The organism is Thiorhodovibrio litoralis (assembly GCF_033954455.1).
GTDB lineage: Bacteria > Pseudomonadota > Gammaproteobacteria > Chromatiales > Chromatiaceae > Thiorhodovibrio > Thiorhodovibrio litoralis.
The window spans coordinates 199,520-222,011 of sequence record NZ_CP121473.1 but is presented as its reverse complement, the minus strand read 5'-3'; the positions used below and the strand labels follow the sequence as shown (position 1 = coordinate 222,011).

The window sequence follows — 22,492 nt, the reverse complement described above, 5'->3', positions numbered from 1 at the left end:
CTGCTCAATCCACATCCGATCCGTCTGCATCCGCCTGAGCGTTGGGCGCAGTGTCCGCCGGCTCCGGAATCTTTACGCGTTTTTTGAGGAGATAGCTATCGATGAGCTGGCGGGCAATGGGCGCGGCAGTCGAGCTGCCATGGCGGCCGTTTTCGACGATCACGGCCACCGCGATCTGCGGCGCCTCGACCGGCGCGAAAGCGATGAACAGCGCATGGTCGCGCATGCGCTCGGCCACCTGTGACTCGTTGTAACGCTCATTCTGACCGATGGTGAAGACCTGCGCGGTACCAGTCTTGCCGGCAATGCGGATCAATGGGCTGCGGATGCGGCGTGCGGTACCACGAGGCCCCTCCACCACCTGCGCCATCGCATCGACAATCCCCTGCCACTTCGCCTCGCTGTCGACCGCAACGCGATGGCTCACTGCTGTTGTTCTTTGCACAATTCCACTGGCCGGATCGCGCACCGCCTGCACCATGCGCGGCTGGAAGTAGGTTCCGTGGTTAGCCATGGCCGCGGTCGCAGCGGCCAGCTGCACCGGAGTCACCAGAAAAGCGCCCTGCCCGATGCCCACAATCAGCGTCTCACCCGGGTACCAGGGTTGACCACGGACACGCTCCTTCCACTCTGGCGACGGCAGCAGACCGCCAAGCTCATCGGCGAAGTCCATGCCCGTTGTGGTGCCAAAGCCGAAATCGCCCAAGAATCGATCGAGCCGCTCGATGCCCATGTCGTGCGCGAGCCGGTAAAAATACACATCGCAAGACTGCACCACGGCATCGGTCACGGTCAAGGTGCCATGCCCGCTGCGCCGCCAGCAGCGATAACGATGGCCGTGGCCGGGGAGCTGAAAATAGCCCCCGCAGTATTTGCCGTCGCTGAAACTGATGGAGCCGGTGGCCAGGCCGCCAAGGCCGATGAACGGTTTGATGGTCGAGGCCGGGGGATACTGACCGCGCACCGCTCGGTTGTACAAAGGCTTGTCGATCGAGTCACGCAGAGCGACATAATCCTTCACGCTGATGCCATCGACAAACAGGTTTGCGTCGAAGCTGGGGGTGCTCGCCATCGCCAGCACGCCGCCGGAGGTCGGGTCGATGGCCACCACGGCCCCGCGCTTTCCCTCCATAGCCGCCATCGCATCGCGCTGCAGGTCGAGATCGAGAAACAGCACCAGATCTTCACCTGAGGTTGGCAGCTGTTCTTTGAGCGTGCGCAGTACCCGCCCACGCGCATTGACCTCCACCTGCTGGTAACCAACGATGCCGTGCAAAGCGTCCTCATAGGCCTTCTCCAGGCCGACCTTGCCGATATGGCTGGTTCCGGCATAGGCCGAGGTATCGATCCGGCCCATTTCCTCCTCGTTGATGCGCCCGACATAACCGAGTACATGGGCCGTCTCGAGCGAGAAGGGGTAATGGCGCAGCAACTCGGCATGAATCTGCACACCGGGGAAGCGATGACTCTGCACCGCGAAACGGGCGCGCTCGGCGTCGCTCAAGTCCAGGCGGATCGGCACCCCGTCGAAGCGCCGATGCTGGCGGCGCAAGCGCTCGAAGCGCTGACGGTCGTCCTCGCTGATCGGGATGATTTTGCTCAGTGCATCGATGGTGGCGGCGACATCCTCAACCCGGCCTGGGATGATCTCTAGCGAGTAGGACGGCACATTATCGGCCAGCAGCACACCATTGCGGTCGTACATCAGGCCCCGCATGGGCGGCAAGGGCTCTACGCGCACACGATTGTCCTCAGACAAGGTGCGAAAATGGTCGTTGTTATAAACTTGGAGGAAAACCAGGCGCGCCACCACGGCAGCCAGGCAGAGCACCACCACGACGGCGGCTAGAATCACCCGCGCGGTGAACAGCCGCTTTTCGCCGCGTGGATCTTTGAACATGGAATCGACCATGGCTCGAGGCTAAGCCAGATTCAAGCGGCGCACAAGCCCGCGCAACATAGCCGCCAACCAGGGCCACAGCAGCATGCTGACAAAGGTTGCGGTCCAGTAAGACAGCGAGGGGGTCGGCTGATTGGTCGCGCTCATCACCCACAGTGACAACAACCGCTCGACTGTCAAAATCAGCCAGATCGATAACGCCTGCTGCCAGTCCCGAAACAGCGCGATGCGCTGTTGCAGCTCAACGGCCAGGTACCCCATCACCGAAAAGCTCAATGCATGCTGGCCGAGCAGCGAGCCGGTGACGACATCCAGCATCAGCCCGGCAAAGAAAGCCCAAAAAACCCCGACTCGGTCGGGCACAGTCGTGATCCAGAAAACCACCGCAAGCGCCGTCCACTGCGGGCGATAGCCGACAGCCCATTCGGGCATTGGCACGATGGTCAGAAACCAGGATGCGCCCAGCGTCAACAGAATCGCCCATAGGGTACGTCCAGGCATGGCGGCTCAAGGCTCCAGCGTCGAGGTAATCCCCGTTCCGCCGGTCTCGGTCATGACGCCGCTCTCCATGAGTTTCGGCAGTGACCAGACCAGCAGCACCTCATGGCTGCGATCAAGTCGCGCCGTAGGTTCGGCGGTCACGGTGGCAAAGCGTTTGCCCGGCTCGATGCGCACCTCGGTCACCCGCGCGACCGGATAGCCGGGTGGATAGGTACCGCCGAGGCCGGAGGTGACCAGCAGATCGCCAACCCGCACATCGGCCTTCTTGGGAAGATGCAGCAGATTGAGTTGATCCACCAGTCCGGAGCCGGTAGCGATAGAACGCAGCCCGTTACGGTTGATCTTGACTGGCAGCGAGTGGCGGGCATCGGTGATTAACAGGACCGTTGAGGTCAGCGGATTGGTGCGCACCACCTGCCCCATGACGGCATTGGCATCCAGCACCGGCTGACCGACGAACACCCCGGACAAGGCGCCCTTATCGATCAGCACCTGCTGGCGGTAGGGGTCGAGGTCCACCTGCAACAACTCGGCGATCAATACCCGCTCGCCCACCTTGAACGCCGAGCCAAGCAGGTTGCGCAAGCGTTCGTTTTCCGACTCGAGCGAGGCGAAGCGCTGCAGGCGTGCGCGCAGGGTCAGATTTTCCCGGTGCAGGCGTTCATTCTCGGCCCGCAACTCCACCTTGCTGGCCATCTGGCTTTCCAGATCCTGCGCGAAGCGCGTCGGCAGGGACGCAAGCACCTGCAGCGGATAGACGGTCACCGCAAGCCCGGAGCGCAGCGCATCGAACTGGCGGTAATGCAGATCGGCGATGATCAACGCGAACGCCAGCACCAGCGCCAGAACAAGGCGCACACCGGCAGAGGGTCCGCGGTTGAAAAGTGGCTTCATGCAAGGGGCTTCATGCAATAGCCGCGAAAAATTGCTCGATCCGAGACAAGCGACGCCGAATCCTAGTCAACTCACGACCAGCCTACTCGCCAACAAAGAAATCCACACCTCGTTTGTCGATCATATCCAGCGCCATGCCGCCACCGCGCGCCACACAGGTCAGCGGATCATCGGCAATTATCACCGGCAGTCCGGTTTCCTCGGCAATGAGGCGATCAAGGTCGCGCAATAGCGCGCCTCCACCGGTGACCACGATGCCACGTTCGGCAACATCGGAGCCCAGTTCCGGGGGTGTCTGCTCGAGCGCGATCTTAACGGCGCTGACGATTCCGGACAGCGGCTCCTGCAGGGCTTCGAGAATCTCGTTGCTGTTCAGCGTGAAACTGCGTGGCATGCCTTCGGCGAGATTGCGGCCCTTGACTTCGACCTCACGCACCTCGCTGCCGGGAAAGGCGGAGCCAATCTCGTGCTTGATACGCTCCGCCGTAGCCTCACCGATGAAGGTGCCGTAATTGCGGCGCACGTAATTGATGATGGATTCGTCGAAGGTGTCCCCACCAATGCGCGCCGATTGGGAGTAAACGATGCCGTTGAGAGAAATCACCCCAACTTCCGAGGTACCGCCGCCGATATCAAGCACCATGGACCCGCGCGCTTCCGCCACCGGCAAGCCAGCGCCGATGGCTGCCGCCATGGGCTCCTCAATCAGGTAGACCTCGCGCGCGCCAGCACCGGCGGCAGATTCCTTGATGGCACGGCGCTCAACCTGAGTGGAACCGCAGGGAACGCACACCAGCACCCGCGGACTTGGGCGAATAATCCGGCTCTCATGCACTTTGTGGATAAAGTACTGGAGCATCTTCTCGGTGACGGTGAAATCAGCGATGACGCCGTCTTTCATCGGGCGGATCGCGGTGATGTTCTGCGGGGTGCGCCCGAGCATAGCCTTGGCTTCCTCGCCAACCGAGGCCACGGTCTTGCGCCCACCATCATGATCCTGCCTGATCGCGACCACCGAGGGTTCATTCAAAACCACCCCCTTGCCGCGCACATAGATCAGCGTGTTGGCGGTACCCAGATCGATCGACAGATCGTTGGAAAACATGCCCCGAATGCGTCTAAAAAACATTGGTTTCCTTCCTTAAGACCGCCCCGGCTAACGACAAAAGCTCGTCGCTCAGCCGTGTTAACCAGCATGCCCGCGCCGAGGTGCGAGCGTGGCGAATACAAAAAAACGCCTCGCATCGAGGCGTTTCGCCAGCGAAGCCGCGTTGTGAATAAGGTCGTGGGCTAGCGCTCATGGCCCGGACTCATCTGATCAACATCACCGGCAAACCGCGATCGCGCCATCTCAGTCAAACGCCTAATCTAGCAATGTCGCGCTTGCTCGGCAAGAACCCCGAGGGCAAATGGTCTGCCAGGTCTAGGATTTTTTTTGCGCGCGCATTGAGGTCACTGACAACACCGATAGCAAATGCTCCCTTGCAGCAGTGAAACCTTCACCCAGGTTACCGGGCCGAATTTTGTTACTGGGCAGATTTAAGTTACCGGGCAAATTCGTCAGACGGGCGCTGTTATGGTAGCTTGGAGCATGCAGCGGGCCCGGCTCCATCCTGTCCCGGCCTGCTCCCGGTCTGCCCTGGGCAAGCCCCTGTGTGAGCTTATCCGCACGCTTGATACAGAAGCTGCAAGCTTAATACCGAACATCTCTCCTCGTGCGGTTTTTTTCGCGCGACGGGTTTTTTCGTGACTGAAATCACGCCGAATGAGTCCTGACAAGAATGCAAGCGTCCGAAGTCGCACGAATCGCAAATCTCGCCAAACTTGCCGCAGATGCGAGCGAACTCGACCAATACGCGGGCGAACTGACTGATATTCTCGCCATGGTCGAGCACATGAACGCAATCGACACGACCGCGGTCGAGCCGCTCGCCCACCCGCTCGAGATCACGCAGCGGCTTCGCGCCGATGCAGTCACGGAGCCGGACCAGCGCGAGCAGTTCCAGCAGATCGCGCCAAGAACCGAGGACGGCTTCTATCTGGTCCCGCGGGTGATTGAGTAACCATTGACAGGAGTGGCCCCAACCGGCGCTAACACCCGATTCAACACCGGCACCAACATCAGCACCAGGACCGCAGCAACATGATCGATCAGACGCTCGGCGAGCCCATTGCCGAATTGGCGGCGCGGCTGCGCCGGCGCGAGCTGTCCAGCCGCGAGCTGACAGCCGCCTGCCTCGCGCGCATTGAGCAACACAACCCCGCGCTGAATGCCTTTATCACCGTCACACCCGAGGCGGCGCTGGCCGACGCCGATGCCGCCGACCAGCAACTCGCGCGCGGGGAGGGTAGTCCTCTGACCGGCATCCCGATTGCGCACAAGGACATTTTCTGCACCCAGGGCGTGCGCACCAGCTGCGCCTCGCGCATGCTCGATAACTTCATCGCACCCTATGACGCCACCGTGGTCAGCCAACTGAGTTCGGCGGGCGCGGTTAGCCTGGGCAAGACCAACATGGACGAGTTCGCGATGGGCTCGTCGAACGAGACCAGCTACTATGGTCCGGTGAAAAACCCCTGGGACTCGACTCGGGTACCTGGCGGTTCCTCTGGTGGCTCAGCGGCGGCCGTGGCAGCCGGACTGTGCGTGGCCGCGACCGGCACCGACACTGGCGGCTCCATTCGCCAGCCGGCGGCCTTCTGCGGCATTACCGGCATCAAGCCGACCTACGGGCGCTGTTCGCGCTGGGGCATGATCGCCTTCGCCTCCAGCCTCGACCAGGCCGGGGTGCTGGCGCGCTCTGCAGCCGACGCCGCGCTGGTGCTGCAGGCCATGGCCGGCTTCGACTCCAAGGACTCAACCAGCGCCGAGGAGCCGGTGCCGGATTACTCGTCGGAACTGGATGCAAGCCTTTCCGGGCTGCGCATCGGTTTGCCGAAGGAGTTCATGAGTCCCGAGCTAGACAGCGATATCGCCGCCGCAGTTGAGGAGGCCATCGCCGTGCTGCGCCAGCAGGGCGCGGAAATCAAGGAGATCAGCCTGCCCAACAGCGAGCTTTCAGTACCCGCCTATTATGTGGTGGCACCAGCGGAGTGCTCGTCCAATCTGGCCCGTTTCGACGGCGTGCGCTACGGCCATCGCGCGGCCGATCCGATCGATCTTGAAGATCTCTACAAACGCAGCCGTGGCGAGGGCTTCGGCGCCGAGGTCAAGCGCCGCATCATGATCGGCACCTATGTACTCTCGGCCGGCTACTACGACGCCTACTACCTGAAAGCGCAGCAAATTCGCCGCCTGATCAAGCAGGACTTTCAGCGCGCATTTGGCGAGGTGGATGTGATCCTTGGGCCCACGGCACCGACCACCGCCTTTCCCCTCGGCGACAAGACCACCGATCCAGTCGCTATGTATTTGAACGACATCTACACCATCTCGACCAACCTCGCCGGGCTGCCGGGCATGTCGGTGCCCGTTGCCCCCGTCGCTGGCCTGCCCGTGGGTCTGCAGTTGATTGGCGACTATTTCGCCGAGGCGCTCCTGCTCAATGTCGCCCATCAGCTCCAGCGGCACAGCGACTGGCACCTGGCACGTCCGCCAGCGTCCCTCACGGAGTGACACCATGCAATGGGACATTGTGATCGGCCTTGAGATTCACACCCAACTCAAGACCGCCTCGAAAATCTTCTCCGGCGCCGCCACCGCCTTCGGCGCCGAGCCCAACCGGCAGGCCTGCGCGATCGACCTCGGCTTGCCTGGCGTGCTGCCGGTGCTGAATGACCAGGCGGTGCGCCATGCCGTGCGTTTCGGCACTGCCATCGGCGCCGAGATCGCCTCGCGCTCGGTGTTCGCGCGCAAGAATTATTTCTACCCCGACTTGCCCAAAGGCTATCAGATCAGCCAGTACGAGCTGCCGGTGGTCGGACGCGGCGAGGTGGATATTCTGCTTGATGACGGCAGCCTGAAGACCGTCGGCGTCACCCGTGCCCATCTCGAAGAAGATGCTGGCAAGTCAGTCCATGAAGACCATCTCGGCGACGGCCGCCTGAGCGGCATCGATCTCAACCGCGCCGGCACGCCGCTGCTCGAGATCGTCTCCGAGCCCGACATGCGCTCGCCGGCCGAAGCGGTGGCCTATGCGCGTAAAATCCACCAGCTGGTGCGCTGGATCGGCATCAGCGACGGCAACATGCAGGAGGGTTCCTTCCGCGTCGACGCCAATATCTCGCTGCGTCCGGCTGGTTCCGACACCTTGGGCACCCGCGCCGAGATCAAGAACATCAACTCCTTCCGCTTTCTGCACAAAGCGTTGGAATTCGAAATCGAGCGCCAGCGCGATATTCTGGAAGATGGCGGCACTATCGTACAGGAAACTCGCCTGTACGACGCCGATCTCGACGAAACCCGCTCCATGCGCTCCAAGGAAGAAGCCAACGATTATCGCTACTTCCCAGACCCGGACCTGCTGCCGCTGGCCATTGATGCCGCGTTTATCCAGGCCGCCACGGCTGGGCTGCCCGAGCTACCCGATGCGATGCGCACGCGTTTCGCCGAGCAATATGGCCTGAACACCGCGGATGCGGTCACCCTGACCAGCTCTCTGGCGATGGCGGATTACTTTGAGCAAACAGTCGCCGGCTGCGGCGATGCCAAGCTTGCCGCCAACTGGATCACCGGCGCCCTCGCCGCGGCGCTCAACAAGGCCGATCTGGAGATTGGCGCCTGCCCGGTTACACCGGAGCAGCTGATCGGCCTACTCAAGCGGCTGCAGGACAACAGCATCTCCGGCAAGATTGCCAAACAGGTGTTCGACGCTATCTGGGCCGGCGAGGGCGATGCCGATGCGGTCATCGCGGCGCGCGGACTCAAGCAGATCACCGACAGCGGCGCCATCGAGGGCATCGTTGATGCCGTGATCGCCGCCAATCCGCAGCAGGTGGAGCAGTATCGCGCCGGCAAGGAGAAAGTCTTCGGTTTCTTCGTCGGCCAGGTGATGAAACAAAGCCAGGGCAAGGCCAACCCCGGGGTGGTGAATCAATTGCTCAAGCACAAACTTGCTGGCGAGTGAAGCGCAGAAGGCCAGAGGTCTTGCCGAACCCATGGCGCCACCCCATCTGGCCGATAGCTTTTGTGAATCGCTTAAACGTTATCCTGCCAGCATCGAAGGAGGTATCACGCGATGCGCTGCCAACCGCAGTCTGAAATACAGTCGATCACGTGCGCCCGTCCCCTAGCACTCGTTCTGTTCGCAGCCCTTGGCCTGTTACTCGGTGCCTGCAGCGCCGAGGCCGGCCCCGAGCTGACAGCACCCGAGGCCAGTCAGGCCGTCGCCGAACAGCGCCTCACGCTGATCGACGTGCGCACCCCCGAGGAATGGCGCCAGACCGGCGTTGCACCGGGCGCACTGCGTATCGACATGAGCCGCCCGGGCGGTCCTCAGGCGTTCGTTGAAAGCGTGCTTAAAGCCGTCGATGGCGATAAGAACGCCCCCATCGGCCTGATTTGCCGCACCGGCAACCGCAGCGGGGTGATGCAGCGCGTGCTGCTGCAGGCCGGATTCACCGATGTGGCCAATGTCAGCGAGGGAATGGTCGGCAGTCGCACCGGCCCTGGCTGGCTAAGGCGCGGGCTGCCGGTCGAGCCATGCCGGAAGTGCTGAGCTCGTGGCTCATTCGCCAGGCGTGTCGCTCGGCAGGCTGATCACTAGGTAAAGAGCGTCAAAACCCCGGTGTAGCCATAGAGTCGGTGCTGAAAAATCTCGCCATTGGCGAAAAAGCCGACCAAGGGAAACTCCCCGAGCTGATCGTGAATCAGCTTAAGCTCGTCGGAATCCTCACCAAATAGGTTGGCGCCGCGTCCCAGGCAAGAGATATAGATACCACCGCGCGGGGTACCCTTCACGCGGCCTTTCAGGTGACGCAGCATGCGCCCGAGGTCCTCGCGTGCGCTGTCGGCGTCGCGACGGCAGAACATCATGTCCTGGCCTTGCTCGACTAGCTCGGAAATCGCTAGCAAGCGCTTGTTGGTATCGATGCCGACCAGATTGCGCACCAGATAATCGCCGGTATCGCTGCCGCGGATGGGCAAGCCGGCAAAAATCAGCCCGCCGACTTGATTCAGGTCGCGCGCCAACTCGGCGCCGATATCCTGCTTGAAGACATCCAGTGCCGGCCGGCCATCGAGCTGAACGATCACATTGCGCTGCGCCTCGGTGATGCGCCGCTGCGGCCCGATGGGCGTACAGCCTTGGCTGAGTCCGGTCTGCAGCGCCACCGCATCGCTGAAGCAAACGCCCGCAAGCCCCCCACCGCAGGGCTCCTCAGCAATCAACCGGGCATCCCCGCCAACGGTCGCGCTTGCCAGGCCGCCAACCAGAAAGCCAGTCGCCGTGCGTGCGGCGAGCTGTTCGATCAGCACGGCGGTGGCGCGATTGCCCGGGTCGCCATGCACCAGCGCCATATAGGGCAGCTGGTTGCCGAGCCAGCGCTGCTGGTCCGCGTCGAACGCTTTGAGATCGCCGATGACGGGGGGGAAGATGCGGAAGGCGTCCGGCGGCAGGTCGGCGACCATGGCAGCAAGGGCCGGGCGGTCGTAGTACTCGACACCAGCGGCGCAGATGCCACCGGCCACGGCGCCGATCCAATGCTCGACCCGCGTAGCCAGCCGCAGGCCATCGAGGACATCGTCGAGATGGGGGCTCAGGGGCTCGGTGACATAAAGGAAGCCGAGGTTTCCGCTGGCACCGCGCAGCTCGGCAACCACCCGCGCCAGAATCTGGCGCCAGTCTTCGCCGCTGGCGTGGGAATAGCGGAATGGGCTCATGGGTCTGTCCTCCTGCGGGGCGCGCTAGGCTAATTCAGCCAGGTCACCCTTCTGTTGCAACCAGGCGCGGCGGTCGCCGGCGCGTTTCTTGGCCAGTAGCATGTCCATCAGATGCCCCCCGGCTTCCGGGTCTTCAACCGTGAGTTGCACCAGGCGCCGGGTGTCCGGATCAATCGTGGTCTCGCGCAACTGGCGCGGATTCATCTCGCCGAGGCCTTTGAAGCGTTGCACACTGATCTTGCCCTTAAGTTTTTCAGCAGCGATGCGATCAAGCACACCTTGCTTTTCGCTGTCATCGAGCGCGTAGAACACCTGCTTGCCAACGTCGATGCGATACAGCGGCGGCATGGCGACATAGACATGGCCGCCCACCACCAGGCTCGGGAAATGTCTCAGAAAAAGTGCGCACAGCAGGGTGGCGATATGGGCGCCGTCCGAGTCGGCATCAGCGAGAATACAGACCTTGCTAAAGCGCAGGCGCGAGAGGTCGTCGCTGCCCGGGTCGACGCCGATGGCCACAGAAATGTCATGCACTTCCTGCGAGGCCAGCACGTCGTTGGGATCAACTTCCCAGGTATTCAGAATCTTGCCGCGCAACGGCATGATGGCCTGAAATTCCCGGTCGCGCGCCTGCTTGGCCGAGCCGCCGGCGGAGTCCCCCTCCACCAGAAACAGCTCGCTGCGACTGGGGTCGGTCGAGGTGCAGTCGGCCAGCTTGCCAGGCAGCGCAGGCCCCTGGGTGACCTTCTTGCGCGCCACCTTGCGCCCGGCGCGCAGGCGCGTCTGGGCCGCGTTGATGACCAACTCGGCCACACGCTCGGCATCGGCGACATGCTGATTTAGCCACAAGCTGAACGAGTCCTTGACCACGCCGGAGACAAAGGCGGCGCACTCACGTGAGGACAGCCGCTCTTTGGTCTGCCCTGAGAACTGTGGATTGAGCATCTTCACCGACAGGATGTAGCTGACCCGGCCCCAGACATCTTCCGGCGCCAGGCGCACTCCGCGCGGCAGCAGGTTGCGGAACTCGCAGAACTCCCGCAGCGCCTCGGTCAGCCCTGAGCGCAAGCCGTTGACGTGGGTGCCCCCCTGCACGGTCGGGATCAGATTCACATAGCTCTCGGTAGTCAGCTCGCCCTGCTCCGGAACCCAGACCAAGGCCCAGCTGGCGGCTTCCGCTTCGCCTGCCATCTCGCCGACAAACGGCGCCTCCGGCAGCGTCGGCACATCACCCAAGGCTTGACTGAGATAGTCCGTCAGGCCCTCCTGATAGCACCAGCTTTCGCGCTCGCCGGTCGCCTCATCCGCGAACGACACCTCGAGACCGGGACAAAGCACCGCCTTGGCGCGCAGCAGATGGCGCAGCGCGCGCACGCCAATCTTGGTGGTGTCGAAATAGCCCGCCTCGGGAGAGAACCGCAGTCGGGTTCCGGTATCCCGAGGTTTGACGGTGCCGGTTTCGATCAACTCCGAGACCTTCTCCCCCTGCTCGAAGGCAATGTGATACTCGCGACCGTCGCGCTTGACCCAGACGTCCAGCCTTTTTGACAGTGCATTGACGACGGACACACCCACACCGTGCAAACCGCCGCTGAACTGATAGCTGCCCGCCGAGAATTTACCGCCCGCGTGCAGCTTGGTCAGGATCACCTCGATGCCGGGCAGCCCGAGCTGCGGGTGCTCATCCACCGGCATGCCGCGGCCGTCATCGCTGACCTGAACCGAGCCATCGGCAAACAATTCCACCGCGATGGAGCGCGCATGACCGGCAATGGCCTCATCGACGCTGTTATCCACCACCTCTTGGACCAGATGGTTTGGCCCCGTGGTATCCGTGTACATACCCGGGCGCTTGCGCACCGGGTCGAGGCCGCTCAGGACCTCGATTGCTGAGGCGTCATACCCGCCTTTGCTCACTGCTGATACTCCTTCACCATCAAAGCTCAGGTCACCGACCGATTAGTTACTGGCTTATTAGTTACTGGCTGAAATTCACCGGATCACGGCGGGCAGTTGTCGCTCCACACCAAATGACGGCGAAACCTGCACGCGCCGCGGGCCAGATCGATTGACCGCAAAACCGCTGTAAGCTACCGTAGTCAGCTCGAAACTCCAAAGGCAATTGCCCTCGGCCCGCTAATTTGCGGCGCACCGCGGGCGGTCTTACCAGCAACAGCCACGCGTCACCCGTGCCCAAAGCCAAGCCCAGTTCAGAATCCGAAGCCGTCACCGGCGAGCCCGTCACACAGGATGCGACAGGGTCTGATGCCGCCGAAAAACCGCTCCAGTTCGAGCAGTCTCTCGCAGAGCTCGAAGCCTTGGTGGATCGACTTGAGCAGGGCGACTTGGCGCTTGAGCAATCGCTGGCCACCTTCGAGCGCGGCATTCATCTCAGCCGCCATTGTCAGCAGGCGCTCGATACCGCCGAACAGCGCGTGCGCATCCTGACCGAGGCCAATGCCGCCGCCGAGCCCGCGCCTTTCGACGCCACTGGCGCTCCGGCGCGATCTTGACGACAGGCTCGCGAGAGAAAGACTTTTTGTAAGGATACTGCTTGGCTAACAGCCGCCCGTATCAAGGCATTCGACCCTCAATCACTTTTACAGATCACAGCAATTCAACGATGGCCAAAAAGGCGCTGCAACAATTCCTGACCAGCTGTCAGACCCGGATCGAGCGGGCATTCGAGACTCGTCTGCCGAGCGCGGAGCTCGAGCCGCAACGCCTGCACCAGGCCATGCGCTATGCCGCGCTTGGCAGCGGCAAACGTCTGCGCCCTACGCTTGCCTATGCCGCGGCCAGTGCCGTTGGAGTCACGAGCGAGCAAATCGACGCGCCTGCCTGCGCGCTTGAGCTGATCCACACCTACTCGCTGATTCACGACGACCTGCCGGCCATGGACGATGACGACCTGCGCCGCGGCCGCCCGACCTGCCACAAGGCTTTCGACGAAGCTACAGCGATCCTCGCAGGCGACGCACTGCAGACGCTGGCCTTCCAGTGGATCGCCACCGACTCGGCCAACAGCTTCGAGGCACGCGCGCGCATGGTCGAACTGCTCGCGCGCGCATCCGGCTCGCGCGGCATGGTCGCCGGACAGGCACTGGATCTCGCGAGCGAAGGTGAGACCCTCGACCGCGACGGGCTCGAGGCCATTCATCTGCACAAGACCGGCGCGCTGATTCAGGCAAGCGTCAACATGGCCACGCTGGTTAAAGCTGACTTCTCTGGCGAACAGGCCGGCGCCCTGGACGGCTACGCGCGCTGCATCGGGCTCGCGTTCCAGATTCAGGACGACCTGCTCGACGTGGAAGGTCAAACCGAGGTGCTGGGCAAACAAAGCGGCCAGGATGCCGCCCATCACAAGGCAACCTATCCGTCGTTGCTCGGCGTCGAGGCCGCGCATGAAGAGGCCGCGCGCCTGATCGCGGACGCCCACCGTTGCCTCAATGGGCTGGACGAGGGAGCCGACCCGCTGCGCTGGATCGCCGACTACGTGATCAGCCGCGATCACTGATAAGGCTCCAAGCTCAAAGCCCCACCAGGCAAAAAAAAGCCTCAATAGCCCCAGGCACAGCCGCTTCAAGCCGACGCAGATCCTGGCATCTCCTGATTCCGGGTACCTTTCCTTTTTCCTCTGCGTCAATATATATTGAAATTCAATGACAGTATTGCGCCCGCTCGGCCGGGGTTGGAGATGCCTCCCCCCGCCGTTCGGCGATGACGAGGACTTATCAGATGGAATCCACCCTGAGGGCCGATGCCCCGACAGCACCGCCGCCCTCGCAACAGGACAAAGCAGGCCCGCTTTCTTCGGACCAGGCCATGGCCGATGTGCAGTCGAGTGCCGACAGCCGGCATCTCGCCATCGACCGCGTCGGCATCAAGGACATCCGCCACCCGGTGCGCATTCAGGATCGCAGCGGGCAGGAGCAGCATACGGTCGCGACCTTCAATATGTACGTGCATCTGCCGCATGACTTCAAAGGCACGCACATGTCGCGCTTCGTCGCGATCCTGAACAACCACGAGCCCGAGATCAGCGTCACCACCTTCAAGGACATGCTCGCTGAGATGGCCGATCGGCTGGAGTCCGAAGCCGGTCACATCGAGATGCGCTTTCCGTTTTTCATCAACAAGCGCGCACCCATCAGTGGCGTGGCCAGCCTGCTCGACTACGACGTGACCTTTATCGGCGAGGTCAAGCAAGGCAGGCCTTGCCTGTCCATCCGCGTTGTGGTTCCGGTGACCAGCCTATGCCCGTGCTCGAAGGAAATCTCCGCCTACGGCGCCCATAATCAGCGCTCGCATGTCACTGTCACCGTGCGCACGCGGGGGTTCTTGTGGATTGAGGAACTGATCGACCTGGTCGAATCCCAGGCCTCGTGCGAGCTGTTTGGCCTGCTCAAGCGCGCTGATGAGAAGTACGTCACTGAGCGCGCCTATGACAACCCGAAGTTCGTCGAAGACACCGTCCGCGACATTGCCGGGCTGCTGAACGAGGACGCCCGGGTGGCCGCCTATGTGGTGGAATCTGAAAACTTCGAGTCCATTCACAATCATTCCGCCTACGCGATGATCGAGCGCGACAAGGACGCCGCCGCCTCCACCTGAGCGCCCTAGCCCCTGAGTTACCACCCTGACCAAGGCACCAGCCGGACTAACGGGCAACGCCACATCCGCCCCGGCTCAGGCATCTACACCCCTATTGCGCGCTGCTTCTAGCGCCGGTTTGCCCTACCACGGGAGCGCTCGCGCAACCCCGGGGTGAATTTGTCGCGGTATTCGGCTAGAATGGGCGGACAGTCTTTCACTGACGGCTGTTTTCCGGCGGTTGTTGTACCGGGTTTTCACACTTCGCCCGCTCGCGGCGCTGCCACCTCATCTGGCTGCCATTGATCTGCGTAAAGATCAGGCGGCCATCGCAAGTCGCGCTCTCGCTCCATCGTGCATCCGGCCCAACGGTGGCACGGGAGCGACGCGCTGCCCCGCGCTTTCCGCGGGGTTCAATCTCGCTGACGCATGCCGCGTCAGCACCGCAAATCACTGGTCTTACGGTGAATTTCACGGAATCATCCGCCTGGATGGTCCGGATTACGCGCCTAAGGCCAGCTCCGCGAAAACTCGCAGGCGTGCGTTCGCGCCCGTCGCCCATAGGCGCCCGCGCTGCGAGCCGCCCAGCATCCGCTCGAGGACCCGCGATGAACCTGAACAGCCAAGAACTTTCCATGAAACAAAATTACGGATCGGACCCACTCGAGGTTCGCGACACCAATCATTACAAATCCGAGTACATCCACCCTTTTGTCGAGCGCTGGGATCAGCTCATCGACTGGGACGGTCGCGCCGAAGCGGAGGGGGATTTCTTCATCCGCGCCCTGCGCGAGCATGGTGTGAAAAAAGTGCTGGACGTCGCCACCGGGACTGGCTTCCATTCCGTGCGCCTGCTGCGCGCCGGCTTCGAGGTAACCAGCGCGGATGGCAGCCCGAACATGCTGGCCAAGGCGTTCGAGAACGCGCGTAAGCGCGACTATTTGCTGCGCACCGCTCAAGCCGACTGGCGCTGGCTAAACCGCGACATTCATGACTATTACGACGCCGTGATCTGCCTGGGCAACTCCTTTACCCACCTACACGACGACAACGACAGGCGTAAAGCCTTGGCCGAGTTCTACGCCACCCTGAAGCATGACGGCATCCTGATTATCGACCAGCGCAACTACGATGCCCTGCTCGATCATAAAATCGAGCCCACGCACAACTTTTACTATTGCGGAGACAATGTCCGCGCCACGCCCGAGCATGTCGACGAGTCCCTGGCACGTTTCCGCTACGAGTTTCCGGATGATGAAGTTTTTCACCTGAACATGTTTCCGCTGCGCAGAAAATACGTCCGCACCTTATTGCGCGAGGTCGGCTTCCAGCGCGTCACCACCTATGGCGACTTCCAGGAAACCTACCATGACAAAGAACCGGATTTCTTTATCCATGTGGCGGAAAAGCGCTATGTGGAAGGAGGAGAAGAAGAATGAGCTTAGGCTACACAGAAGTTGTTGAAACGGCACGGAATTATTACAACAGCGAGGATGCCGATCAGTTCTATTTTCACGTTTGGGGCGGTGAGGACATCCACATCGGCCTGTATCAGAACCCGAATGAGGCCATTCGCGATGCCAGCCACCGCACGGTCGAGCGCATGGCGGCCAAGGTGGCTGGGCTCGGACCCGAGTCCCGCGTGCTCGACATGGGCGCTGGCTATGGCGGCGCCGCGCGCTATCTCGCCGAGACTTACGGCTGCCAGGTCACGGCACTGAACCTGAGCGAGACCGAGAACGAGCGCGACCGGGAGATGAACCGAGAGCGCGGGCTCGATCACCTGATCACGGTCATCGACGGCAGCTTCGAGGAAGTCCCGGCCACAGACGGCAGCTTCGATCTGGTCTGGTCGCAGGACGCCATTCTGCATAGCGGCCGGCGTGCGCAGGTCATCGCCGAGGCCGCACGCGTGCTGCGCGCAGGTGGCGATTTGATCTTCACCGACCCGATGCAGGCCGACGACTGCCCCGAAGGCGTGCTGCAACCGGTGCTGGATCGCATCCATCTTGCCAGCCTCGGTTCCATCGGCTTTTATCGGGAAACCGCCGCCGCCAACGGTTTGCAAGAGGTCGGCGTCGAGCCTATGGTCGAGCATCTGATCAGCCACTACAGCCGGGTGCGCGAAGTGCTTGAATCCAGCCGCGATGACCTTGCCGGCAAGGTCTCCGATCCCTATATCGAGCGCATGATCACCGGCTTGGGACATTGGGTCGAAGCCGGTCGCAACGGCTATCTCGACTGGGGTATCCTGCACTTTCGCAAGCCGGCTGGGTAAGACCCGCCCGCTGATTCAGCCCAGCTGATTCAGCCCAGCGGCGGCGAGCCTTGGCTGCGGCCTGGCGCGCCGGTCGCCCGCGCTTGCAGCCCCGTTTCAGCAACTCGCGCAGGCACACCTATGATGACACTGGACCCGTCACAACAACCTCTCATTTTCGGTGAAGTCTTGTTTGACTGCTTCCCTGATGAGGGCGGCGGCGTCACCGAGGTGCTTGGCGGCGCGCCTTTCAATGTTGCCTGGCATCTTCAAGCCTTTGCCGCCGCCGCTGACGCCGCTTCGCCTCAGGCACCGCGATTCATCAGCCGGATCGGGCTAGACGCCTTGGGCGAGCGCATCCAGATCGCCATGACCGAGCAGGGCATGGACGCATCGTTGCTGCAACGCGACTTCACCCGCCCGACCGGCACAGTCGAAGTCAGCCTGGAGCGCGGTGAACCAAGCTACGACATCGTCGCCGAGCGCGCTTACGACTTTATCGATGCCGGCTCTATGCCCGAGTGCGCGCCTGGCACCCTGCTCTATCACGGCACCCTGGCAGCCCGGCATGCGGTTTCAGCCGCGGCTTTGCAGCGCCTGCGCGATAGCAAAAAGCTCGCGGTTTTTGTTGATGTCAACCTGCGCGCCCCCTGGTGGACGCCCGAGCAGGTGTCCACGCTGGTCGATGGCGCAACCTGGATTAAGCTCAATGCCGACGAACTGGGCATCCTAGCGCCGGCCGGTGATTCAGCAGAAGAGCGCGCCCGGCGTCTGGTCGAAGCCAAGGGTTTGAGCATCGCCTTCGTCACCCTGGGTGCCGATGGCGCGCTGGCCGTCACCGCTGACGGCGACAGTTTCAAGCTGGGCCCGCCGCGGGTTGCGCACTTTGTCGATGCGGTCGGCGCCGGTGACGGTTTCGCTTCGGTGCTGATTCTTGGCCTGCTACGTGGCTGGCCCTTGCAACAAACACTCGAGCGCGCTCAGACCTTTGCCACCGCCATTGTCGGACAGCGCGGCGCCACCTGTCGCGATCCCGCGTTTTATCGGGCCGTCAGTGCGCAATGGAGCCAGACGCATCGGAGCCAGACGCATCGGAGCCGGACATGAGCGAGCTTTTTCTCGAGCAGCGCAACGAGCAATCCACCGGCTCCCTGGTGCCGGATTTGATCGCTTTCGTGCGCGAGCAGCGTAACCAGACCCATCGCGTTTTCCATTATCTCGCCGGCCTGCAACGGCCTTTCCTGCTGCGCAGCGATGTCTCCGACGCACTCGGGCAGCTATGCCAGGATGTCCCGGAACTCAAGGGCACGGTGCTCGCGCGCGCCTTGCACCAGTGCCAGGAGGCCACCCTGACACCCGCCTGGGTTTGCCTGGCGCTGCGCCGCCGGGTGGCGCGCTGGGATTTTGTGCGCATCCATATCGACACCATGGATGCGCAACAGATCGACGTGACTGAATATCTGGTGTTCAAGGAGCGCGCCGCAACCGGCGGGCAAGAGGACCCTTGGGGGCTCGAGATCGACATGTCGCCCTTCCATCGCGATCAGTTCAAGCTGCGCGAGGAGGGCTCCATCGGCCGCGGTGTGGAGTTTCTCAATCGCCGCCTGTCCAGTCGCCTGTTCGAGGAGATCGGCAAGGGCGACCGCCGGCTGCTCAACTTCCTGCGCATGCACAGCTATCGTGGGCAACACCTGATGCTCAACGACTCCATCGCCGATGTCGCCGGGCTGCGCAACGCACTCAGACAAGCGCTGCTGCCGCTGCGCCGGCGCGCCGCCGGTACCGGCTATGAGGAGCTCGCGCCCGAACTGCGCGCGCTCGGTTTCGAGCCCGGCTGGGGCAGCGATGCCGCACGCGTGCGCAGCACCATGGGCCTGTTGCTCGATATCCTCGAGGCGCCATCGCCGCAGACCATCGAGGAATTTCTCGGCCGCATCCCGATGATCTTCTCCATCGCCATCCTGTCGCCGCATGGCTGGTTCGGGCAATCCAATGTGCTCGGCCGGCCTGATACCGGTGGGCAGGTAGTCTATATCCTCGACCAGGTCCGCGCGCTGGAACGGGAAATGCGCAAGCGACTGGTCGAGCAGGGCATCGACATCGAGCCGGAAGTCATCGTCATCACCCGGCTGATCCCGGAATCTGAAGGCACGACCTCCGATCAGCGCCTCGAGCCCATCGCCGGCACCCGCAACGCCCGTATTCTGCGTGTCCCCTTCCGCAACGAACAGGGCGACATCCTGCCACACTGGATCTCGCGCTTTTCCATCTGGCCCTACCTGGAGCGCTTCGCCCTGGATGCGGAAACCGAACTCCTGGCCGAGCTTGGCGGACGCCCGGACCTGATTATCGGCAACTATTCCGATGGCAATCTGGTCGCCTCCCTGATGTCGCGGCGGCTTGGGGTCAGCCAGTGCAACATTGCCCATGCACTCGAGAAGACCAAGTACCTGTTCTCCGATCTCTACTGGCGCGACAACGAGGAGCGCTATCATTTCTCTTGTCAGTTCACCGCCGACCTGATTGCGATGAACACAGCGGATTTCATCATCACCAGCACCTATCAGGAGATCGCCGGCACCGACGACAACCTCGGCCAGTACGAGAGCTACATGAACTTCACCATGCCGGGCCTTTACCGCGTGGTCGCCGGGGTGGATGTCTATGACCCCAAGTTCAACATCGTCTCCCCGGGCGCCGATGAGGACATCTACTTTCCCTTCACCGAAACCGAGCGGCGCCTGGACCACCTGCATGGGGAGATCGAACAACTCATTTTCGGCGAGCCCCAACCCGGGCAGTCGCGCGGGCATCTGCAAGACCCCAACAAACCGCTACTGTTCTCCATGGCACGGCTGGACCGCATCAAAAATATCGGCGGCCTGGTGGACTGGTTCGCCAACAGCCCGGAGTTGCGCGAACGGGTCAATCTGGTCGTCGTCGCCGGGCATGTCGACGAACAAGCCTCGGGCGACAGCGAAGAGCGCGAACAGATCGGCTATATGCATCACCTGATGAACACCCACGGACTCGACGGCCAGGTGCGCTGGCTGGGGATTCATCTGGACAAATTCCTCGCCGGGGAGCTCTACCGCACCATCGCCGACCGCCGCGGCGCTTTTGTCCAGCCAGCGCTGTTCGAGGCCTTCGGCCTGACCGTGGTCGAGGCCATGAGCTGTGGTCTGCCCACCTTCGCCACCCAATACGGCGGTCCGTCCGAGATCATCGAGCACGGCCATTCCGGCTTTCACATCGACCCCAACCACGGCGACCAGGCCGCCGGGTTGATCGTCGAATTCTTCGACGCCTGCGCCAAGGATGCTCACCACTGGCAAACCTTCTCCCAAGCCGCCATCGACCGCGTGGAAGAACGCTACACCTGGCGCCGCTACGCCGAGCGCATGATGACCCTGTCACGCATCTACGGCTTCTGGAAATTCGTCACCGACCTTGAGCGCGCCGAGACCGCTCGCTACCTCGAGATGCTGTACGCGCTCAAGTTCCGCCCGCTTGCGCGCGACGTCCTCGCGTAAACCCTCTTTGCAGTAATGGTAATTCACCCGCTCCTGGCCATCTCACCGATCCTGGCGAAATCTCCGCTCAGCGCGGCCCGGTTAAGCGCCGGTGGTCGAGAGCACTGCCCTCCCGCTTTAGAGTATTCGCACGGAGACCAGCACATGAGTGAACAATCCGCATCCGAAGCCTCCATGATGGCCGTGACCCTGAACGGCATCGCCCAACTGGAGTACGACCGCGCCAAGTCGCTGCCCGATTACCAGGGCGCCTATCTGGCGAAAATGGACGAGCGCATGGATGAGGAGGGCGTGGTCGTCGATGGTCAGCACATTCCCGCGCCCGACCTGGGCCAGAAAGCCCAGTTCATTGCCGCCAATCTGACCGAGTCCATTGCCACCAACAACGAGGCGCTGGCGGCGGCCATGTGCACCTGGCTCGCGACCCGGATGCCGGACTTAAAACAAGTAAAAATCCGCGAGCAGGACGATGGCTATGAGATCCATCTGGATTTCACTGATCCCTACGTCAAGCAACACCCGATTCAGTTCGGCCCGCCAAGCGGGCACTGAGGCGATTTCTGTCAATCGCCTAAGCGCTTCGGGTGGGGCTCAACTGAGTTTCTTGAGGTAGATTTGAGAGTTGCGTTTGCCCTGGTAGCTTGAGCGCTTGGCTTCTGGTAGGCAATCAAGACCGGCGGGCTCAAAACCGCGTTCGCGAAACCAGTGCGCGGTCTGGGTGGTGAGCACGAAGATGCCCGCGAGTCCGCGCTGGCGCGCGCACTGCTCCATGTGCGCGAGCATTCGATCGCCGCGCCCAGCGCTGCGATACTCAGGATGCACCGCGACACAGGCCAACTCGCCAAAGCCGGCCTCGGGATAGGGAAAAAGCGCAGCACAGGACAGAATGGTACCGTCGCGCTCGCTGACCTGAAACTGGTCAATATCGCTTTCCAGCCGTTCGCGCGAGCGCTGCACCAGCAGGCCTTTACGCTCGAGCGGCGCGAGCAGCTCCTGGATACCCGGCACATCGGCCAGGCGCGCCTGGCGCAGCTCCTCAAAGGGTTCGCTGGAGATCAGGGTACCGCAGCCGTCGCGAGTGAAGAGTTCTCGCAGCAGGGCGCCATCGCGCGCGCGTTCAATCAGGTGCACCCGGCGGATGCCGCGCCGGCAAGCATCGGTGCTGGCGCGCAGCACGGCGGCGGTTTCTTCCGGCAGCTCCTCAGTGCTGGCGAGCAATCGGTCGACCTCGGCAAGCAGCAGTTGGGCGCCGAGGGAAGACACCAGGCCACCGGGTTCGAGTAGAAAGATCAATTTGTCAGCGCCGAGCGCGACAGCGGTGGAGCAGGCGACATCAGCGGCGCTCAGGTTGAACACCTCCCCGGTCGGGGAATAGCCGAGCGGCGGGATCAGCGCCAGTGCCCGGGCATCCAGACGCTCGCGCAGAGCATTGCGGTCGATCCGGCGCACGGCGCCCGTGTGCTGATAGTCGACGCCGTCGAGAACACCCAGCGGACGCGCCGTGACGAAGTTGCCGGAGGCGACCGGAATACGTACCCCGGCCATGGGTGAGTTGGCCAGCCCAAGTGACAGCAGCGCTTCGATGTCCACCCGCGCGACGCCGGCGGCTTCTTTCACGCAGGCCAGGGCGACCTCGTCGGTGACCCGCAGGCCCTTCACATAGCGCATCTCGGCACCCTGGCGGGCGAGGCGCTGCTCAATCTGCGGGCGGGCGCCATGCACCAGCACCAGGCGAATACCCAAACCGTGCAGCAGCGCGACGTCGTGCACCAGATTCGGAAAGCCCGGATCGGCAATGGCCTCGCCGCCAAAGCAGATCACGAAGGTGCGATCGCGATGGGCATGCACATAGGGCGTGCATTGGCGGAACCAGGCCACGAAGGGGTCCTTTGGGTCTATACCGACGGGGCCGGCGGGCGGGTTCTCGGGCTGAGGTCGCGATGCGTTGGTTGCCATGAGTATGGAGAGAGCCGATGGGGTGCCCTGGGGTGATG

General features: G+C 62.6%; 19 protein-coding genes. 12 read left to right on the top strand and 7 right to left on the bottom strand.

Features of this window, described 5'->3' with window-relative positions; translation table 11 throughout:
• Positions 1–4: 4 nt before the first annotated feature.
• The 4 genes from mrdA to Thiosp_RS01080 all read right to left on the bottom strand — a co-directional run bounded on the left by mrdA (position 5) and on the right by Thiosp_RS01080 (position 4,424).
• Entirely contained in the window at positions 5–1,912 is a 1,908-nt protein-coding gene (gene mrdA, locus Thiosp_RS01095) for a penicillin-binding protein 2 (RefSeq protein WP_201069180.1), read from the bottom strand.
• 9 nt (positions 1,913–1,921) lie between these two features.
• The gene (gene mreD / locus Thiosp_RS01090; protein ID WP_201069182.1) at positions 1,922–2,401 is read right to left on the bottom strand and encodes a rod shape-determining protein MreD; all 480 of its coding nucleotides are present in this window, start codon (positions 2,399–2,401) and stop codon (positions 1,922–1,924) included.
• Positions 2,402–2,407: 6 nt separating this feature from the next.
• Positions 2,408–3,295: a rod shape-determining protein MreC gene (gene mreC, locus Thiosp_RS01085; protein WP_201069184.1), complete on the bottom strand. Its 888-nt coding sequence runs from the start codon at positions 3,293–3,295 to the stop codon at positions 2,408–2,410.
• Positions 3,296–3,377: 82 nt separating this feature from the next.
• Entirely contained in the window at positions 3,378–4,424 is a 1,047-nt protein-coding gene (locus tag Thiosp_RS01080; RefSeq protein WP_201069185.1) for a rod shape-determining protein, read from the bottom strand.
• Positions 4,425–5,076: 652 nt separating this feature from the next.
• Here Thiosp_RS01080 and gatC point away from each other — a divergent pair.
• The 4 genes from gatC (at position 5,077) to Thiosp_RS01060 (ending at position 8,952) form a co-directional block, all read left to right on the top strand.
• Complete coding sequence (gene gatC / locus Thiosp_RS01075) at positions 5,077–5,358, top strand: Asp-tRNA(Asn)/Glu-tRNA(Gln) amidotransferase subunit GatC (protein ID WP_201069187.1); 282 nt, start codon at positions 5,077–5,079, stop codon at positions 5,356–5,358.
• A gap of 80 nt (positions 5,359–5,438) precedes the next feature.
• Positions 5,439–6,911 carry an Asp-tRNA(Asn)/Glu-tRNA(Gln) amidotransferase subunit GatA gene (gene gatA, locus Thiosp_RS01070; protein ID WP_201069189.1) on the top strand — a complete coding sequence of 491 codons (1,473 nt, stop codon included), beginning with the start codon at positions 5,439–5,441 and terminating at the stop codon, positions 6,909–6,911.
• Positions 6,912–6,915: 4 nt separating this feature from the next.
• Positions 6,916–8,361 carry an Asp-tRNA(Asn)/Glu-tRNA(Gln) amidotransferase subunit GatB gene (gatB, locus tag Thiosp_RS01065; protein WP_201069191.1) on the top strand — a complete coding sequence of 482 codons (1,446 nt, stop codon included), beginning with the start codon at positions 6,916–6,918 and terminating at the stop codon, positions 8,359–8,361.
• Positions 8,362–8,472: 111 nt separating this feature from the next.
• Complete coding sequence (locus tag Thiosp_RS01060; protein WP_201069194.1) at positions 8,473–8,952, top strand: rhodanese-like domain-containing protein; 480 nt, start codon at positions 8,473–8,475, stop codon at positions 8,950–8,952.
• 44 nt (positions 8,953–8,996) lie between these two features.
• Here Thiosp_RS01060 and Thiosp_RS01055 read toward each other — a convergent pair whose 3' ends face one another.
• A complete protein-coding gene (locus Thiosp_RS01055; RefSeq protein ID WP_201069196.1) occupies positions 8,997–10,115 on the bottom strand; it encodes an FIST signal transduction protein in 1,119 nt (372 codons plus the stop codon).
• A gap of 24 nt (positions 10,116–10,139) precedes the next feature.
• Positions 10,140–12,032 carry a DNA topoisomerase IV subunit B gene (gene parE, locus Thiosp_RS01050; protein ID WP_201069198.1) on the bottom strand — a complete coding sequence of 631 codons (1,893 nt, stop codon included), beginning with the start codon at positions 12,030–12,032 and terminating at the stop codon, positions 10,140–10,142.
• Between the two features lie 272 nt (positions 12,033–12,304).
• Here parE and Thiosp_RS24620 point away from each other — a divergent pair, with 272 nt between their 5' ends.
• The 8 genes from Thiosp_RS24620 (at position 12,305) to Thiosp_RS01010 (ending at position 21,050) form a co-directional block, all read left to right on the top strand.
• Positions 12,305–12,628 (top strand): exodeoxyribonuclease VII small subunit, encoded by a 324-nt coding sequence (locus Thiosp_RS24620; protein ID WP_201069200.1) that lies wholly within the window; start codon positions 12,305–12,307, stop codon positions 12,626–12,628.
• A 110-nt stretch (positions 12,629–12,738) separates the two neighbouring features.
• The gene (locus Thiosp_RS01040; protein ID WP_201069202.1) at positions 12,739–13,632 is read left to right on the top strand and encodes a polyprenyl synthetase family protein; all 894 of its coding nucleotides are present in this window, start codon (positions 12,739–12,741) and stop codon (positions 13,630–13,632) included.
• Positions 13,633–13,940: 308 nt separating this feature from the next.
• Positions 13,941–14,729: a GTP cyclohydrolase FolE2 gene (folE2, locus tag Thiosp_RS01035; protein ID WP_242519037.1), complete on the top strand. Its 789-nt coding sequence runs from the start codon at positions 13,941–13,943 to the stop codon at positions 14,727–14,729.
• Between the two features lie 614 nt (positions 14,730–15,343).
• Positions 15,344–16,147 (top strand): glycine/sarcosine N-methyltransferase, encoded by an 804-nt coding sequence (locus tag Thiosp_RS01030; protein WP_407702756.1) that lies wholly within the window; start codon positions 15,344–15,346, stop codon positions 16,145–16,147.
• The gene (locus Thiosp_RS01025; protein ID WP_201069207.1) at positions 16,144–16,986 is read left to right on the top strand and encodes an SAM-dependent methyltransferase; all 843 of its coding nucleotides are present in this window, start codon (positions 16,144–16,146) and stop codon (positions 16,984–16,986) included. The genes Thiosp_RS01030 and Thiosp_RS01025 overlap by 4 nt, the downstream gene beginning before the upstream one ends.
• Positions 16,987–17,106: 120 nt before the next feature.
• Positions 17,107–18,072, top strand: coding sequence for a PfkB family carbohydrate kinase (locus Thiosp_RS01020; protein WP_323696794.1), 966 nt, complete (start codon positions 17,107–17,109; stop codon positions 18,070–18,072).
• Positions 18,069–20,498 carry a sucrose synthase gene (locus tag Thiosp_RS01015; RefSeq protein WP_201069209.1) on the top strand — a complete coding sequence of 810 codons (2,430 nt, stop codon included), beginning with the start codon at positions 18,069–18,071 and terminating at the stop codon, positions 20,496–20,498. Before Thiosp_RS01020 ends, Thiosp_RS01015 begins: the two co-directional genes overlap by 4 nt.
• Before the next feature lie 144 nt (positions 20,499–20,642).
• On the top strand, positions 20,643–21,050 hold the full coding sequence (locus Thiosp_RS01010) for a hypothetical protein (protein ID WP_201069211.1): 408 nt from the start codon (positions 20,643–20,645) through the stop codon (positions 21,048–21,050).
• Positions 21,051–21,089: 39 nt separating this feature from the next.
• Here Thiosp_RS01010 and argA read toward each other — a convergent pair whose 3' ends face one another.
• Positions 21,090–22,454: an amino-acid N-acetyltransferase gene (gene argA / locus Thiosp_RS01005; protein ID WP_201069212.1), complete on the bottom strand. Its 1,365-nt coding sequence runs from the start codon at positions 22,452–22,454 to the stop codon at positions 21,090–21,092.
• Positions 22,455–22,492 lie beyond the last annotated feature (38 nt).